The organism is Nitrosococcus wardiae, from assembly GCF_004421105.1.
Taxonomy (GTDB): domain Bacteria; phylum Pseudomonadota; class Gammaproteobacteria; order Nitrosococcales; family Nitrosococcaceae; genus Nitrosococcus; species Nitrosococcus wardiae.
Genome location: NZ_CP038033.1, coordinates 485375 through 502273, shown reverse-complemented (window position 1 = coordinate 502273; position 16899 = coordinate 485375). Strand labels below are relative to the sequence as shown.

12 protein-coding genes are annotated in these 16899 nt (G+C 48.2%); 6 read left to right on the top strand and 6 right to left on the bottom strand.

Annotated features, from left to right (window positions below; genetic code table 11):
* The first annotated feature begins 28 nt into the window (after positions 1-28).
* Both E3U44_RS02490 and E3U44_RS02485 read left to right on the top strand, forming a co-directional pair.
* Entirely contained in the window at positions 29-1246 is a 1218-nt protein-coding gene (locus tag E3U44_RS02490; protein WP_134356508.1) for a TerC/Alx family metal homeostasis membrane protein, read from the top strand.
* Positions 1247-1280: 34 nt separating this feature from the next.
* Complete coding sequence (locus E3U44_RS02485) at positions 1281-4802, top strand: mechanosensitive ion channel domain-containing protein (protein WP_206054873.1); 3522 nt, start codon at positions 1281-1283, stop codon at positions 4800-4802.
* 140 nt (positions 4803-4942) lie between these two features.
* Here the strand turns inward: E3U44_RS02485 and E3U44_RS02480 are convergent, their stop codons facing one another.
* Both E3U44_RS02480 and E3U44_RS02475 read right to left on the bottom strand, forming a co-directional pair.
* A complete protein-coding gene (locus E3U44_RS02480) occupies positions 4943-5677 on the bottom strand; it encodes a TerC family protein (protein ID WP_134356507.1) in 735 nt (244 codons plus the stop codon).
* Between the two features lie 276 nt (positions 5678-5953).
* Positions 5954-6226, bottom strand: coding sequence for a hypothetical protein (locus E3U44_RS02475; RefSeq protein WP_134356506.1), 273 nt, complete (start codon positions 6224-6226; stop codon positions 5954-5956).
* A gap of 174 nt (positions 6227-6400) precedes the next feature.
* Here E3U44_RS02475 and E3U44_RS02470 point away from each other — a divergent pair, with 174 nt between their 5' ends.
* Positions 6401-7096 carry a class I SAM-dependent methyltransferase gene (locus E3U44_RS02470; RefSeq protein ID WP_134356505.1) on the top strand — a complete coding sequence of 232 codons (696 nt, stop codon included), beginning with the start codon at positions 6401-6403 and terminating at the stop codon, positions 7094-7096.
* Positions 7097-7105: 9 nt separating this feature from the next.
* Here the strand turns inward: E3U44_RS02470 and E3U44_RS02465 are convergent, their stop codons facing one another.
* Together E3U44_RS02465 and E3U44_RS02460 are read right to left on the bottom strand one after the other, a co-directional pair.
* Complete coding sequence (locus tag E3U44_RS02465) at positions 7106-8095, bottom strand: polyprenyl synthetase family protein (protein ID WP_134356504.1); 990 nt, start codon at positions 8093-8095, stop codon at positions 7106-7108.
* Positions 8096-8112: 17 nt separating this feature from the next.
* Positions 8113-8841, bottom strand: coding sequence for a UbiA prenyltransferase family protein (locus tag E3U44_RS02460; RefSeq protein ID WP_134356503.1), 729 nt, complete (start codon positions 8839-8841; stop codon positions 8113-8115).
* A 284-nt stretch (positions 8842-9125) separates the two neighbouring features.
* Between E3U44_RS02460 and E3U44_RS02455 the strand changes: the two genes are divergently transcribed.
* Positions 9126-12734 carry a DUF1631 family protein gene (locus tag E3U44_RS02455; RefSeq protein ID WP_134356502.1) on the top strand — a complete coding sequence of 1203 codons (3609 nt, stop codon included), beginning with the start codon at positions 9126-9128 and terminating at the stop codon, positions 12732-12734.
* Positions 12735-12796: 62 nt separating this feature from the next.
* Here E3U44_RS02455 and E3U44_RS02450 read toward each other — a convergent pair whose 3' ends face one another.
* Positions 12797-13591 carry a DUF1499 domain-containing protein gene (locus E3U44_RS02450; RefSeq protein ID WP_134356501.1) on the bottom strand — a complete coding sequence of 265 codons (795 nt, stop codon included), beginning with the start codon at positions 13589-13591 and terminating at the stop codon, positions 12797-12799.
* A gap of 17 nt (positions 13592-13608) precedes the next feature.
* Here E3U44_RS02450 and E3U44_RS02445 point away from each other — a divergent pair, with 17 nt between their 5' ends.
* Positions 13609-14340 (top strand): metal-dependent hydrolase, encoded by a 732-nt coding sequence (locus tag E3U44_RS02445; protein ID WP_134356500.1) that lies wholly within the window; start codon positions 13609-13611, stop codon positions 14338-14340.
* Here E3U44_RS02445 and E3U44_RS02440 read toward each other — a convergent pair.
* On the bottom strand, positions 14312-14653 hold the full coding sequence (locus E3U44_RS02440) for a 4a-hydroxytetrahydrobiopterin dehydratase (protein WP_134356499.1): 342 nt from the start codon (positions 14651-14653) through the stop codon (positions 14312-14314). The two genes, E3U44_RS02445 and E3U44_RS02440, sit on opposite strands and share 29 nt — an antisense overlap.
* 209 nt (positions 14654-14862) lie before the next feature.
* On the opposite strand from E3U44_RS02440, the gene E3U44_RS02435 reads away from it, so the two are divergent.
* Positions 14863-16896 (top strand): monovalent cation:proton antiporter family protein, encoded by a 2034-nt coding sequence (locus E3U44_RS02435; protein ID WP_134356498.1) that lies wholly within the window; start codon positions 14863-14865, stop codon positions 16894-16896.
* Positions 16897-16899 lie beyond the last annotated feature (3 nt).

The window sequence follows — 16899 nt, the reverse complement described above, 5'->3', positions numbered from 1 at the left end:
GGTCAGCAGAGCAGGGAGATAATAAGCAATGACGGTCTCTATTTGGATCGGAGTTATCGCGCTTATTATCGGGTTGCTCATATTGGATCTTGCTGTCCTAAATCGTGGGACACGTATGGTTTGTGTCAAAGAGGCTCTGGTTTGGACGATGACCTGGGTAGTATTGGCACTTTGCTTTAATGTTTTTGTGTATTTTCTCTATGAGAATAACTGGCTTGGGTGGAGTGATATTGCCTCCCATGACTTTAGCGGTCAGCAAGCTGCGGTCCAGTTTTTGACAGGTTTCCTGATGGAGAAATCCCTCTCCATAGACAATATTTTTGTCATCGCCATGATATTTTCGTATTTGAAAGTGCCTGTGGTGGAGCAACATCGCCTGTTGCTTTGGGGAGTTTTGGGGGCGATTGGTTTGCGGGTCATCATGGTCACCCTCGGTACCGTGCTGATGGCTCGTTTCCACTGGAGCGTCTACTTGTTTGGGGGACTGCTCATGGCCACGGCGGTAAGGATGATGATGATACGTCAGGATAATATCAACATAGGCCACAATCCATTGTTGCCCCTGGTTAAAAAATTTTATCCTATTACGGCTAACTATAAAGACGGGGATTTCTTTAGCGCCCTAAATGGAAACCGTGCAGTAACACCTTTATTGCTTGCTCTAATTTTAGTGGTAAGCACTAATCTAATGTTCGCGTTAGACTCCATTCCTGCTATTTTAGCCGTCACTCAAGATCCCTTTTTAGTATTCACTTGCAATGTTTTCTCAGTGCTGGGTCTTCGAGCCCTGTACTTTACCATTGCCGGTTATGTGGAAAGATTCCGCTACATTAAGCTGAGTTTAGTTTTTGTCTTGGTTTATTTCGCTGTCAAAATGATGCTGATCCACTCGTATCCCATTCCAAATATTGTTTCCTTAGTGACTATCGGGAGCATTCTCGCCCTGGGAGTTCTCGCTTCATTGTTAATCCCCCCCATGGACGTTAACAGGCGGGCCGAACCGCTATTTAGCGATTTAGTTACTTTAGCGGTTCTTAGCTATCGGCAAGCGCGACGGATTGTGGTGCTCGTTCTTGGTACCTCGGTGCTTTTAGTGGGGATCGCAATGATTGTATTGCCAGGTCCTGCTGTTGTGGTGATCCCGATTGGTTTAGGTATTTTAGCCATTGAATTTGCATGGGCGAGACGGTGGTTACGAAAAATGCGTCAAACAGCTGGAGAGTTTAGGCAACGCATACGAAGTTAATTGGTTTGAAAATCAAAAAGATTAAACAGATATTATGAAGCCAACCCTAATGCTAACTGGTCTCGGTGTTTTTTTGGCCTTAAGGCCATCTCGCGCTTTGAATATTTGCCTCCTGCTGGCCATGGCGGCGATTCTTCCCTCTGTAGGGGCAGATGAGTTTGTTCATTTGAATTCTTCGGTGACTTTGGAGCAAGTCCAGAGCAAAATAAGGGAAATAGAAGAGGCTCAAGGGTTAGAGGAGGCACAGAAAAAGAAGCTACTTGATCTATATCGGTTGGCCAAGGAGCGTTTGCAAGCCGCCAATTCCTATAGGGACAGTGCTAGGGCCTATAAGCAGGCTATTGAGACAGGGCCAACTCAAATAGAGGAGATCAATGAGCATCTCGCCTCTCCCGCTACGGACAAGGCAATGATGGTTCTGGAACAGATTACCGATGGGACCCCTCTTTCTGAGTTGGAACAGCACCTAGCAAAAGAACAGGCCAGACTCGCGGCTTTAGAAAGTACCCTTATTGGGCTAGACAAGCAGTTGCAAGAGCAACAGCATCGTCCTCGGCAGGTACGGGATCAGCTAGCAGAGGCCAAGCAGCGACAAGAGCGAATAGAAAATGACCTTAAAGCATCGCCGCCGCCGACAGAGACACCCCTTATTGCCGAAGCCCGTCAGCTCGCATTGAAGGCTCAGCTAGAGGCATGCCTGAATGAAATCGACATGCTCGAGCAGGAACTATTAAGTCACAATGTCCGGCTCCAGTTATTGAGGATGCAGCGTGATCTGACAGCACAGCAGGTTTCCCAAGCCCAAGCGCGGGTTAAATATCTTCAAGAGCTAATTGATCAGCGGCGTCAAGTCGAAGTGGGAGAGGTCCAGGAAGCTGCTGCCCGTGCTGAACAGGAAGCCGCTGGTAAACATCCTGCCATCCAGGAACTAGCGGAGCAGAATGCTCGCCTGAGCAAAGGGCTTACTTCGCTGGTTGCCCATTTGGGCCGCGTGACGGCTAAACGTGAAGCCGCAGAAGCCCAACTAAAGCAGATAAAGCAGGACTTTAACAGTGCCCAGCAGAGATTAGAAATCGCTGGACTGAATAGAGCACTGCAGCAAATTTTGCGGGATCAGCGCCGTAGTCTGCCCGATCTTAGCCACTATCAGGAGGAAACTGAACAATACCAGGAGGAAATGGCCGAAGTCGGCCTTAATCAACTTCGAGTCGATGAACAACGCCGTCAGTTGAGCAAGCTTAATGAGGCGGTAACCCAGGTGATGGCAGAACAAGTGGAGCCGGGATTGCTCGCCTATCAGCGGGAAGAAATTAAAGCAGAGGTGAGTAATCTGCTGAAAGATAGGAAAAATTTGTTAGATAAGCTGAGCGCAACCCAGACCCAGTACTTACGATTAATAGGGGAATTGGATTTTGTGCAGCGCCAGCTTATGGATACGGTCAAGCAATACTCCACATTCCTAGATGAGCATCTGCTATGGATTCCTAGCGCCTCTCCTTTAGGCTTACAGGTGTGGCAAGATTTGCTTGGAGGCATAGGTTGGTTGCTGTCCCTAGATCATTGGCTGGAGACTGTTCGGGCGCTGGGCGCCATTGCAATGAATGAGCCCCTATGGGTTATTACAGCCCTGTTAATGTTTATGGGGCTGCTGCAAGTTCGCTATAACTTACGCAAGATTTTAGAAGCAACCGCGGAGCGGGTAACCAGGCCCTATGCGGATCGTTTTAGCTTTACCCTCCGGGCTCTGATCGCCACTGTGTTAGCGGCAGCGCCTTGGCCCCTGTTCATAGGATTTACAGGATGGCTTTTACAAACTTTTGAGGAGGTCCCAGATTTCGCAAAAGCGGTAGGTGCAGGGCTAACAGCAATTTCTCTGCCGCTGCTGTTTATGCATGGATTGCAGCTCTTGTGTCGCCCAAATGGCGTTGCTAAAGTCCATTTTAGTTGGCGACAGCGGGTTGTGACACTTTGGCGGCAAAATCTCGCTTGGGCAATTCCCATTGTACTGCCGGCCTTGTTCGTGACTGCAATGGCGGGGGCGGAGGCAAAAGAGAGCTACACTGAAAGTCTTGGTCGAGTAGGGTTTATGGTAAGCATGGCGGCGCTTGCGGTTTTTTCTCAACGGATGTTAAGACCTAAAGGAGGAGTTGCGGAACAGTATTTAGTCGAGCAGCCGAAAAGTTGGTTGTCCCGTTTCCGCTATATTTGGTATCCCGCTATTGTGGCTCTTCCCCTGGCTTTGCTGGGTTTAGCGGCGGCAGGGTATTTCTATACGGCGCTCCATCTTAAAAATGAAATTATTGTCACCTTGCGGCTGATCATCGCCGCCGTTCTGATTCATGATTTAGTCACCCGCTGGCTGGAAGTAACGCAACGCAAACTGGCGCTCCTCAAGATGCGGGAGAGACGAGAAGCTGAGCGGGATGCTGTAAGCCGGGTTGGTGAAGGAATGCCTACCAAGCTGAATATTCACCAGGTGGATATCCAAACGATTGATGCCCAAACCCGCCAATTACTCCATACGGTGATAGGGTTAGCCGTTGTCATTGGCGTCTGGCTTATTTGGGCACCTACTTTTCCCGCTTTGGGCATCCTTAACAATATTACCTTGTGGCACCATACTGCGGTTGTAGAAGGCCAAGAGGTGCAGAAACCTTTTACCTTAGCTAACTTGGCGCTAGCCTTGGCTTTGGCCTTGATAGCCTTTGGTGCCGCAAGAAATCTTCCCGGTGTTTTGGAGATAGTGGTGCTGCGGCGGCTTCCCTTAGAACCAGGCAGTCGTTATGCTATTACGACTTTATCCCGCTATGCCATTGCCATTGCCGGTATTATCTTAGTGGTTGATGCTATTGGGGGAAGTTGGTCCCAGATACAGTGGCTAGTTGCTGCCCTCACTGTGGGATTAGGGTTTGGATTACAGGAAATTTTTGCCAATTTTGTTTCGGGCCTGATTATTTTATTTGAGCGGCCGATCCGGGTTGGCGATGTGGTCACAGTAGGGGATATCTCTGGAACGGTTTCGCGAATTCGAATCCGGGCGACGACGGTGACAGATTTTGATCGCAAAGAATTAATTGTCCCTAATAAGTCCTTTATTACCGATAGGTTAGTCAACTGGACTCTCTCGGATCCGATCACTCGGATCACGATCAAGGTAGGGATTGCTTATGGATCGGATACCACCCTTGCCCACCAGATCATTTTAAAGGAAGTCATTGCCAACCCATTGGTGTTGGAAGAACCTCAACCTAGCGTTTATTTTGTGGGTTTTGGGGAGAGTTCACTAGAGTTTGTTGTCTGGGCCTTTGTGAGGGAGTTGGGTAACCGCTTTCCTTTGATGCACGAGTTGAATACGGCCATCAATCGCGCTCTGCGCGAGCAGGGGATTGAAATACCATTTCCCCAACGGGATATTCATGTCCGGTCCATGACCATGGCAGAATGGAGCGAATTAAGTCATTCAAGAGCAAGCCAATCGCCTATAGCCAAAGAGATTCCCCCAAATTCCCGGGAACAGGAACAATGGTCAGGCGCTATAGGTAAATCTTCTTCTTAAGGCATCCTCCGAATGTCCCGATTCGCTCCCGGCGAATCGGGGCGGGGACTTCCCTGTCCCCTGGCTCCACGCCACCGGCTTGCTCCAGGAATATCAAAACTTTTACTGAAATCCTTAAAAGGGCAGTATTCTATATTTCTTCAAAGGGGTTTATGGAGTTTGACTGGAGTTCTTGCTTTTTTTCGGAGACGCAGGTTGAGCATTTCCACCGTAACGGAAAAGGCCATAGAAAAGTAAATATATCCCTTCGGAATATGGAGATCGAAGCCTTCAGCAATTAGAGTCACCCCTACTAATACCAAAAAGCTTAAGGCAAGCATTTTTACGGTAGGATGAGCATCCACAAATTCCCCAATAGATTTTGCGGCAATCATCATGATAAGAACTGCAATGACGATGGCAATGACCATCACGGGAATCTGGTTTACCATGCCGATGGCAGTGATCACCGAATCAAGGGAGAATACAATATCTAGAATTGCGATTTGAGCAAGTATTGCCCCAAAGCTGACCACTTGCAATCCTTGAGTATGTTCTTCTGCTCCTTCGAGGCTGTTATGAATTTCCAAGGTGCTTTTTGCCAACAAAAAGAGTCCACCGCCGATAAGAATAATATCCCGTCCTGATATCTCTTCTCCCAGTAGAGAGAAGAGAGGAGTCGTCAAACGCATTACCCAAGCTAGCGATAGTAGTAAAACAATACGCATACCCATCGCCAACGACAGGCCCATTATTCTTGCTTTATGTCGTTGTTGGTCAGGTAATCGAGAGACAAGGATAGAAATAAAAATGATATTGTCTATACCAAGAACAATCTCAAGCGAGGTAAGCGTCGCCAGGGCTATCCACGCTTGAGGTTCGGCAATCCACTCCATAATAGTTTTACCGTTATTGTGTGTTTATGATGAGTTTTTCTGGAATATCTCGTCTGGCAGCAATCGCAAGAAAACCATAATGCCCAAAAATAGTAAAAGTCCTTGTTTGATGTTCAAAGTTTTTGAGAAAAACTGCAAAAAAAATTACCTATGGAATTTTTGCTTATGAAACTTTAGACGTTATTGTTCTATCAATGGGGCTGCTGTTGGCGGTTCTAGCCCGAATGCATCACTCCACATTCGAGCTAGAAAACCTTTCCTGGATAGATGAAGTCTTTACTCCAAGTCCTTTTTAATGCGCTTGTATCCGTTTTCAATTTCTTCGGCGATTGACCTTAAGGAATTGAAAATGTTCTTGGAACTTTCTAGGGTATCATCACGGACCGCATCCAGCTTAGGTTTTACTTCGTGATCCCACCTTTTTTCTATTTCTTCCCATTCTTCTTGAGCCTCAAGTTTTGCTAGATGCATTTGCACACGCAACTCATCACGTTGTTGCTTTAAACTATCTAGTAATTCTTCAAGGGCATCTTTATCATCTCTCATCATATTTTCCTCTATGCTTAGTAATGGAATTCTGACATTTAAGCTCTTTTCTATCAAGAAGGGAAATCGTCTCTGTTGTTACTAATCATAGTGTATAAGGGGGGGGGCAGATCCAAGTGAGGTCAGTAGATTGCCTGTTGCAATCGCTGGAGGTGATACATTCTCAGGAATAACTCGATGAAACAACCTGATCCAAAATTGATGTTGGTCCAGCGGTTTTTTGCTGGGACTGGCAAGAGCTATGATTTTATGGTCAATGGGGCGACCTTGGGAATTGATCGTCTCTGGAAACGCAAGATGGTGAATATGATGCCGCCGAATCCCAGGCGCATCTTAGACTTTGCTTGTGGGACAGGGATTTCCACCTTGGCTATTGCTAACCGCTATCCTGACTGCCAGGTGGTTGGCGTAGAATTGCGGGAAGAATACCTGGAGGTTGCACGTTACAAGGTTCAGAAATTAGGGGTCAATAACATTGAGCTGGTATTAAGCCGGGCAGAAGATTATCGCTCAAAGGAGCCTTTTGATTGCATTAGTTCCTCCTACTTGGCTAAATATGCTGATTTGAAGCTTCTTACCCATAGCAGCAAGACCATGCTGAAAGAGGGGGGGCTACTCTTAATGCATGACTTTACTTTTCCTCCCAAACCTTACCTTGTCCAAATCTGGCGTTTTTACTTTAAGATGCTTCAGACTATTGGCACCTTTTTTTTCCCCTCCTGGAGAGAAATCTATTATGGGCTGCCCCAGTTGATTGAGGAGAGTCCTTGGCTGTCAGAGCTGAAAGAATCGCTCCAGCAAGAGGGGTTCCGCCATATTCAAATGGAATATTTGACTCTTTATGGTTCAGCCATTGTTTCAGCCCGGAAATAGACAAACCACTCATAAAATCTGATACGCGGTCCCGGGAGGGAGGGTGGAGCAATACATCATAGTGGCGATTTTGGCCGGTGCCTTGCTTAGCATCTTTGTATAGGGGTTATCGGGAAGGTACTCAATATAAGATTCTGCTTGCTTTAAGCGTAGACTGATCTCCTGTTCCATGCAGTTGATGAAGTCTTCCCCAATGCGCTGACACCACTCATGGAGGGCCCTTTGCTGGTGGGAGGCGTGGTGGGGTAAAGCTAGCCCCATTCTATGACAGAAGTAATTGAGTGCAGGGAGTAGCGGAGAGAGTTTTTTGAACCCTTCCTGGGGATGCTCCCATAATGTGATAAAGTCTTGAAGGTCATCGGCAATTTGATAGGCTTCCCCCGTCCGGGTGCCAAAAGCGTAGGCCAAAGTTGAGATTTCTTGGGAGGCACCCGTGGCAATGGCGCCTAATTGGCATGCTGCACCGAAAAGGGCCCCCGTTTTGAGATAGATAATGCGATCATAAATGCCTGCTTCGAACAGGTTAGCTCCCCCCCCATCCGTCTGCCAAGAAAGCTCTTGGTAGGCACCATTAGCTACCGTAGCAATGGCACGTGCTACGATGGCCCCATCCTCGTTACCTAATTCCGCCATGCTCTGGATTGCGGTTGCAAACATGACATCTCCCAAAAGCACCGCCCTTCGCGGCCCTTCCACGGTCCAGGTCGCAGGACGCTGGCGGCGGGTGACGTCCTCATCTACGTAATCGTCATGGATAAGCGAGGCTGCTTGAATGCATTCGATGGCTATCGCTCTTGGCAAGGCATCTTCGGTCTTGCCTCCTAGGGCATTGTTGATAAGACAAACCAAGCAGCCTCGAATGTGTTTGCCGTCCCTGATAATTTGTTGAACGGTCTCTATCTGTAGAGGGGGAAGGGTAGAAAAAAGTATGGGTATTTGGCAGCGTAGCTCTTGATCAAGCCGGCTACGGGTCTCTCTCCAATAGCTGGGAAAATTCATCCAATTATTCCTTTTTCTTAGGCCCACCCGCGCCAGATGGCCATGCCAACGCCAAGCAAGATAACCCCTAGGCTGATACTTTTTAATATGCTTTCTAAGGTGTGAGCTTGAGCCCAATCTTTCTCACCTCTATCCAAGGTGTGAGCCCGTTTGAGCGCTTTATAGGGACGAGAGGCCTTAATTTCCACCAGGCTTAAAAAGCCCATGGCAGCGCCTACTAGCAGAGCCGCCAGGGATAGTTGGTTGGTCTGCAGAATATAGCCCCCCAGGGCGGGTAGCGTTCCCCAGGACAAGGCAAACCAGCCATCGGTATGAAACCGTCCCTTGAACCACTCTAGATTGTAGGCAAGAACAAAAAAACCTTCGGGGATAGCAATGAGCCAGAGTAGAGGGGTATGGATCAGCATATAGTAAATGCCAATCCCATAGGCGGCGATGAGAGAGAAAGTGGCGAGGGCACGAAGCTGGTTCACTGAAAAGACATGGCCCCAGGGTTTGATGTTCTTGCTGCCTAGGGCGTCCAGGGCATGGGCGCCAATGCCTAAAGCGAGAAAGTAAATGAGTAGGATAGCAGCCACCCGGTCCCAGTATATCGTCGGGGCGAGCATGGAGCCAATCACCGTATAAGCAAGAACCATGCTGGTGTATGGCAGAAACAACAGCCCTATCAGGACTCGGAACTTCAATGGGCCAAAGGAAGGAACAAACCACTCATTGGTGCGGTTGTCGCTATTCGCCTGAGCCATTTTGTTCTCCTTTTATTGGGGGCTGAATGCAGCAGGCTTGCTTAAATAATAAATATAGACAGTCAATTACCGACCACCAAGTCCTAAGTGTTTTTATAGGGAAGGTGTGCGAAACCCACAAGCCTAGCAAACCCATTGAGATGAGGCAGACTATTGGAGGTGATAAAAATCGGGTGAACTCCGGATATCGGCTCATTAAAGGAGTGGCTAGCTACGGTCGATATCCCTAGGGTATTTTAGAGTGCCTTCCTTTAGCCATAGGTATTTAAATTAAGTTAAAAAGTATGTATACACCGCAGGGGAGTAAGTTAAATCGCCGGGCCTTTCCGCGCCAGCCCATACAAATAGATGCCTATCTCAGCAGTGCACGATTTGTGCGGTGTGATGTGGAAATCCGAGATTTTTGTCTGGGCGGTTTTTTCCTCGTGCCTAGAGATCCTCAAGCCACTTATATCCAGCTACGAGAACATACGGGTGAAATAATCACCGTTCATTTTTCTTGTTCAATTTCTGTGGGCAATAAGGATTTTTCCCTCAACATGCGTATAGTCCGGGTCTCTGAAGGGGGAATTGGGGCAGCCTTTTCTGAAACGGGACCTGCGGTGCTGCAAGCCCTTCATTACCTTACCGCCCAATCGCGGCGAACACCCCCTCAACCCAAATTGGGGCCAAAACAAACCCGTTCCTCCAGTGAGAAAAAAAACAGGCAAGGGAATAATGCTCTTGTAGAAGCTTGTCGGAAGCAAATGGCAGATTATTTCCCTATAATTTTAAAGGATTTTTTTGAGCAACTGGATGAAACCCTATTTCTTTGTGCCAGGGATGCAGAAAATAATTTGGAGCAGACTTTCTATCTTGAGGCGATTGAAGAAATAAAAGGCCATCGCCAGCAGGTGGAGGAAAAATGGCAAAAAACCCTCTTAGCCCAGCTAGATGATTTAGGCGCTACTGCAAGGGACGCTTTATCTGCGCAGGAAAATCAGGCCGAATCCTCCAAGCTTGCCGTTGTCGATAAGGAGGAATTTGAAGATTGGTTGGCGATTGCTGAAGCCGTATCGAAAATGGAGGCTTGTTATGCTGATCTGTTGTTCGAGATTGAAAAGCGCTTTGCTCGTCTCATGGGGATTTCCGTTGATAAAGAGAACAACCCTGTAGGCCCAAGGGCTATTTGCCGTGCATTGCAAGGTGCAATCCGAAGCTTAGAAATAGGGCATTATATCAAGCAGTGTATCTACAAGGTATTTAAGAAGGCTGCTGAGGATAAATTGGGTGTGCTATATAATAATTTAAATGGGCTGTTAAAGGCGGAAGGTATTCTGCCATCACTAGAGCGGAAATTTACTATCCCTCAGGGCCAGAGCGCTCAAAATAGAGCATCATCATTTAGCGAACAGCCAGTTACACCTCAGGGAGATCCTTCTTCTCCGCCTAGTGGACAGAAAACTCCATCCAGGGGCAGAATTACCCCCGAGGCACCTCCATCCCCGGCTCAAAAACCAGTGCCCCAGGAAGCTTTTAGCCTTGATCGTTCCCAGGACCCTGCCCCTACTCTTGCTGCCGCCGAGGCTTACAGGGTGACTCGAGAATTACTTGGATTGTATAAACTGCATGGACAACGCAGAGGAGGCTATACTCCTGCCGGATTATTGAAAAGGGAAGAGGATTTGCTTGAGGTGCTTGCGAATTTTAGCCCTGATCACAAGGCAAATACTGGTAATGAGGATAGGGTTACTGATTGGCTAGCACAGCTATCATCAAAGATAACCCATCAGGAACGTACTGTTCGCAATGAGCCTCCCAGCAGTGAGGCCCACGATCTCATAGAAATTGTGGGTAATCTGCTGGTCTCTATTCTTGAAGACAAAGCCTTGCCGGAGAATGCCAGGACCTGGATTAGGCAGTTGGAAATCCCCCTATTGCGGCTGGCCATCCTGGACAAAGCCTTTTTAGATGAAGGAAATCATCCTGCACGGCAGATTCTTAATCTGCTGGCGCAGCTTGAAATCCCTCCTAACAAGGAGCGTGATGAAGTTGATGCCCAATTTGAGGCCAAAATCGATCATCTTGTGAATTATATTGCCCACGATTTTGAGCATAATGTTGACATTTTTTATAAAGTTTTAGAGGAGCTTAAACGGCTCTTTGGGCAGCGTACCCAGTCCATTTCCAGTAATATCGCTCAGGTCGTTCAAAGCTACCAGGCTCAGCAACAGTTAAAAAAACACAGACGGATGATCGCTGAAACACAACCGGAGGTAAAGGCAGAGATAACCCGTGGTAAAGTTTTGGGCCCTCAAGCCCCTACCATGGAAGGCAGAGATGAGGATTCCCAAAGTTGGGTGAATCGCGCCAAGCGGTTGCCCTTAAATTCTTGGGTACAGTTTACCGATCGCCAAGGTCGCCCACGACGCTTGCAGTTGGTATGGGTGGCTGAAGATTTTACTACCTTTGTTTTTGTGGATACGAAAGGTAAGAAAGCGGCCACCCTGAGTCTTAATGAAGTTGCGATGCAGCTTCGCCGCGGAACAGCGACCCTACTGGAAGATGCTAATGTGCCTCTTTTAGATCGGGCGCAGTATGCGGTTCTCCAAAAATTCCATAATCATATTGCCTATGAAGCGACCCATGATCCTCTCACCGGGTTGATTAACCGCAAAGAATTCGAAAAACGAGTCAATCATGCCTTAGCTCGGGCAAAGCACGAGCATCACCAGCATGTTTTACTCTACTTGGATCTAGATCAGTTGAAAATTATTAATAGCACCTGTGGTTATGAGGCAGGGGATGCGTTATTGAAAGAAATTGCCCAGTTGCTGGCACAATTTGTGGCGGATCGAGGCATTCTGGCTCGTTTAGGAGATAACGAATTTGGGGTGTTGTTAATCCAATGTTCCCTAGGCGAAGGCTACAAGGTTGCAGAGAAACAGCGAATTGCCATTGAAAACTATCAGCTAGCTTGGAATAACAAACGCCTTTCCGTGGGTGTCAGTATTGGTTTGGTGGCGGTCTCCGATCAGAATCGGGATGCCGCCATTTTGTTGCAACGGGTAGAGACCGCTTGTACGAAAGCAAAGGAGGCGGGAAGAAACCGGATTCGCGTTTGCGAGCTTGATGATGCAGAGTTTGTCCGTCGCCATAGCATGGTGGAGTGGGTTGCAAGAATTGGTGAAGTATTGGAAGATAACCGCTTACAGTTATGGTGTCAGCGGATTACACCTATTGCGAGTCATTCAGAAATGGAACCGCATTATGAGATCTTACTGCGCTTCCGGGGCCAAAATGGGCAATGGATTGCTGCCGGTGAATTTATTCAGACGGCAGAGTTCTATCATCGAATGGCGACTATCGATCGGTGGGTGGTTCAATCTGTACTCCAATGGATGGCTGATCACGGGGAGAGGCTAGAGCAGCTGGGGGGGGTGGCCATCAATCTCTCGGGGCAATCCCTAAGTGATGAGAAGTTAGCAGAATTTGTCAAGCGTGAATTTCATAGAACAGGTGCTCCCCCCCACAGAGTCTGCTTTGAGGCCACAGAAACTGCTGGTGTGGCAAGCCTCTCTAGCTCCGCTCGATTTATTCAGGAAATGAAAGCCCTCGGCTGCCATTTCTCGCTAGATGATTTTGGCAGTGGCTTGTCCTCCTATTCCTATCTGAAAAACCTCCCAGTGGATTATCTTAAGATCGATGGGACATTTGTGAAAGATATAGCCACTAACCCTAGTGATTATGCAGTTGTCAAATCTATTAATGAAATTGGTCACTTCATGGGTAAGAAGGTCATTGCTGAGTATGTGGAAAACAAGGCTGTTTTGGCAAAACTCCAAGAAATTGGAGTTGATTTCGCTCAGGGATACGGCATAGAGCCTCCCCAACTTCTCAGAGCAATGGAATAACCGGCCAAACCGTTGCTCTATTTAAACGGTAAGTGCTATAAATTTTAGCCGGTTCTTTTTTGTCATTTTATTGCTGCACGCTCTTTTAGTGTCGTTAAGAAAGCGCGAATTCGACGTGCATTGGTGCCTACATCACTGCGGCCTACCCGGGAAACGGAGCGCACATCAATTTTAGAACCCTGGTCAAGTGGCGTAATGCGAACGACGATGTCATCGATAAAGCCAAACCAGAATGTTGTATCGGTAGCTTCGAGGCGGATACTGCCCCCTTTCGTTTTCTGGGATTCGACTCCTATTACCTTCCACCCTAAGCTATGGGCAACAGCTAATGCCTTATCAAGTGCGGCTTGACTATTGAGTGGTAGGCGAAGAGGTTTAATTTCTGGATAGGCTTCTTGTTGCTGGGCAGCAATATTAATGCCCCCGTAATGAGAGGGGTTAGGAGCATCGGCACGGAGGGGAAGAAGCACTGAAAAAGCGGGCGGATTCTGGGTGTCAGTGGTGATATCGTGGATGGGGGGCACCGAGCGTGCAATGAACAGCCAGTAGAGGGGAATGGAGAGCACTACCAAGCTGAGTGTAAGCCCTAGCAAAGCCGGCCAAAATCCCCTCCGCTGTCGTCCTGGTCGGGTACGGAAAGCGCCCCACAAGGAGAAGACAATACCGGTTAGCGCACCGAGAGCTGTCCAACGCAGGACTGAGAAGCCAGTCGCAAAGTGCCACCAGCCTAGACGATGCCCGAATCCTGATAAGGCTGCTGCTAATGCGCTTAGAATAGCAATCGTAATCCCCAAAAAAGCAATCCGGTCCAGGGGATGTGGCGAGGAATGTTGATTTTTAACGGTATCTTTTTTCATTTTAATCATGATTCGCGATGGCAGACTTTAATACCCATATGATTGGTGCGGCGGCAGTAAGCGGCATCGGGGCTACTGTGCTTATGATGACACATACTTTCCCGGCACAGATACTGATGACCTATTTTGTCTTAGGTGTGGTTGGAGGGATGCTTCCTGACATTGATTCTGATAGTTCCATACCCGTTCGCTGGACATTTAATGTGCTTGGGGTCATAACTGGTTTTTTCTTGGTTTTATACTTGGGGGCCCATTACTCTCTTATAGAATTAGTTCTTTTATGGGGTGCTTCTTTTATTATTATCCGCTACGGGATATTTTCCCTGTTTACTCAGTTGACTGTTCACCGAGGTCTTATTCATTCTATTCCTGCGGCTTTGTTTTTTTCGTTAGGAACCGTGGTGCTTGCGGTGCAGGCACTTGAGGTACCGGTGCTCAATGCTTGGCTCTGTGGCACGTTTGTGTTTTTAGGTTTTCTGACTCACTTAGTCTTGGATGAGCTATACAGTGTAGATCTGATGGGGGTAAGCGTGAAGCGCTCTTTTGGTACCGCGCTGAACTTGGGCAGTTTCCGCGCCCCCTTAAAGACCGGGTTGCTCTATTTGCTAACAGGGGCTTTGTTTTATTTAGCCCCCCCTATAGATGATTTTTTAGCTTTTATCTTCAATTCTCGTGTACAGCAGTTATTCGTTGAGCGGCTGTTTCCCGTAGAGGGGTGGTTTAATACTGCAGCAATTGATCTGTTTTAGCTGCCATAATGAAATCATTTTTATGAAGCCCTTTAATTTTATGGGACCACCAGCTCACAGTCACTTGTCCATACTCCGTTAAAATAGCAGGGTGATGTCCTACCTTTTCTGCTAGGGCTCCAATTTTATTGGTAAAGTCCAGTGCTTCAGCAAAATTGCTAAATTTAAAAATCCGTTGCAGGCGACGGATATTATTTTCTTCAATAACTTTCCACTCAGGCACTTGCGGATGAAGTTCCCGGATTTCTGCTTCTGTCACCTGGGGCGCCCCTGCATCACAGGCCTCGCATTGCATCGTGGATAAATCTTCCATTCTGACACCTTAAATAGTTGTTAATGAGTTATATTTATAACACGTTATGAGCCATTTGCGTTAGCTTGCTGACTTAGCCCTATAAAAGATCACCAATTCCTTTTGGGCAAAAGTATAGCCGACAAATTACAATGGGGAGAATGGGTTGAAAAAGACGGAAATAAACCCATAGGCCGTCGGTCTAATATTTTGGGTTCCTTGGGCAATAGTTGGGCGGCGGTTTTGTCATTGCTTTGGGCCACTTAAATTTCTTATCACCTCTAGCGAGCAAACCGGCAAGACAATTGCTAATCGATAATATCTTAATTCTTCTGGGCACTGCTCTTGTGGTCGTTGGGTTGATCCAGCGGGCTCGCTTATCCCCTATCGTCGGCTATTTACTAGTGGGAGTCATTGTCGGGCCCCATGCACTGGGATGGGTGCAAGACCTAGAAGCGATACATCGATTGGGAGAACTAGGGGTGATTTTTTTAATGTTCACTATTGGCCTGGAGTTCTCCCTCCCTCGCTTATTGGCAGACAAAACTACGGTATTGGGTCTGGGAGGGATGCAATTGGGGCTGACGACCCTGGTAATAGGGGTGGCGGCTGGTGTCTTTGGCCTCCAGCCGGCGGCGGCATTTGCCGTGGGAGTAGCGCTTGCAATGTCTTCGACCGCTATCGTATGCCGGCAACTGGTTGAACAAACAGAAATCCACACTCGGCTGGGCCATACGGCAGTGGGCATTTTGTTGTTTCAAGATCTGGCCGCAATCGTCCTGTTGTTGATTTTGCCGATATTGGCGGAAGGAACCCCCTGGCTGCGTTTTTCGGACATGGTGGCGGTCTTGGCCCAGGGGGCTGGCGTATTTTTTATTTTGCTCTTTTTAGGGCGTTGGGGTGTACGGCCATTTTTTCGTTATATTGCCTCGCTCCATTCTCCAGAGCTGTTCATGTTGGCCGTGCTCCTGGTGAGCCTGGGGGCGGCTTGGTTTGGACAAGAGGCAGGGTTATCCCTAATGCTGGGAGGATTCATGGCGGGAATGGTATTAGGGGAGACGGAATTCAGGCATCAGGTTGAAGCGGATATTCGCCCCTTCCAAGACGTCTTATTGGGCTTATTTTTTATTACCATGGGCATGCTCGTGGATCTGAAAGTTCTAGTCCAGGTTTGGCCAGCAGCGGTCTTGTTGGCTACCGGCCTGATATTGGTAAAGGGGGGGGTGATTGCGGGGCTGGCCAAAGCAAGCCATTTACCTGCCAGTACGGCATTACGGGTAGGTATCGTCCTTGCACAAGGGGGGGAATTTAGCCTCGTCATCCTGTTTCTAGCCCTGGATGTGGGATTATTGGGGGGGGCTGTTGGGCAAGTGATATTGAGCGCTGTGCTGTTGAGCATGACCGTAGCGCCGGTGTTGATCCGATTTAATACGACGCTAGCTGAATACTTTTTTGCCGGCAGTCTCCAGCGAATGCGCACCGGTATTGCACAACAAGTGGCGGAAACGGCGAAGGGTTTAGAATCCCATATTATCCTCTGCGGTTACGGCCGTGTGGGTCAGAATATTGGGCGATTTCTGGCCGAAGAGAATTTTCCCTATATCGCCGTGGACTTGGATCCTTATCGAGTACGGGCTGCCGCTGAGGCAGGCGAGCCGGTCAGCTATGGCGATGTGACTCGTGAACATATACTGCATGCCGCGGGGCTAGAGCGGGCCCAGGCTGTGGTTGTCACCTTTAATGATACGCGCTCGGCGCTGAAGGCTCTAGGTCATATCCATGCTTCCCGGCCGGATATCTCTATTTTAGTGCGAACTATAGACGATACCCATTTAGAAGAACTTTTGAATGCTGGCGCTACAGAAGTGATCCCCGATGCTTTGGAAGCTAGTCTGACCCTAGCCGCTCATATTTTGCTGTTGCTTGGCGTTCCGATTAGAAGAGTACTCAGACGTAGCACCGAGGTTCGGTCCGACCGCTATAGTTTATTGCGGACTTTTTTTCATGGCCGCCGCTCTCCCCGTCGGCGCGAGCGGTTGCAAGTTTTTCGAGTCCCCCAAGGGGGATATGCCGTAGGGCGTACATTACAGGAACTCGCCCTGGGTCGCCATGGGGTTACCGTGACTGCCGTGCGTCGCCAGGGGATTAGAAAGGCTAATCCGACGCCGGAAATGCGTATTGAAGCTGAAGATGCCTTAATCTTGCATGGTTCCCCCGAGGCACTCCAACGCGCCGATCGGCGTTTGCTGACTGGAAAACCTTGAAAG

What these genes read in the sequence shown, in the direction of transcription:
- E3U44_RS02490 (WP_134356508.1), top strand. Translation starts at nt 29, where the DNA reads ATGACGGTCTCTATTTGGATCGGAGTTATCGCGCTTATTATCGGGTTG.
- E3U44_RS02485 (WP_206054873.1), top strand. Translation starts at nt 1,281, where the DNA reads ATGAAGCCAACCCTAATGCTAACTGGTCTCGGTGTTTTTTTGGCCTTA.
- E3U44_RS02480 (WP_134356507.1), bottom strand. Translation starts at nt 5,677, where the DNA reads ATGGAGTGGATTGCCGAACCTCAAGCGTGGATAGCCCTGGCGACGCTT.
- E3U44_RS02475 (WP_134356506.1), bottom strand. Translation starts at nt 6,226, where the DNA reads ATGATGAGAGATGATAAAGATGCCCTTGAAGAATTACTAGATAGTTTA.
- E3U44_RS02470 (WP_134356505.1), top strand. Translation starts at nt 6,401, where the DNA reads ATGAAACAACCTGATCCAAAATTGATGTTGGTCCAGCGGTTTTTTGCT.
- E3U44_RS02465 (WP_134356504.1), bottom strand. Translation starts at nt 8,095, where the DNA reads ATGAATTTTCCCAGCTATTGGAGAGAGACCCGTAGCCGGCTTGATCAA.
- E3U44_RS02460 (WP_134356503.1), bottom strand. Translation starts at nt 8,841, where the DNA reads ATGGCTCAGGCGAATAGCGACAACCGCACCAATGAGTGGTTTGTTCCT.
- E3U44_RS02455 (WP_134356502.1), top strand. Translation starts at nt 9,126, where the DNA reads ATGTATACACCGCAGGGGAGTAAGTTAAATCGCCGGGCCTTTCCGCGC.
- E3U44_RS02450 (WP_134356501.1), bottom strand. Translation starts at nt 13,591, where the DNA reads ATGAAAAAAGATACCGTTAAAAATCAACATTCCTCGCCACATCCCCTG.
- E3U44_RS02445 (WP_134356500.1), top strand. Translation starts at nt 13,609, where the DNA reads ATGGCAGACTTTAATACCCATATGATTGGTGCGGCGGCAGTAAGCGGC.
- E3U44_RS02440 (WP_134356499.1), bottom strand. Translation starts at nt 14,653, where the DNA reads ATGGAAGATTTATCCACGATGCAATGCGAGGCCTGTGATGCAGGGGCG.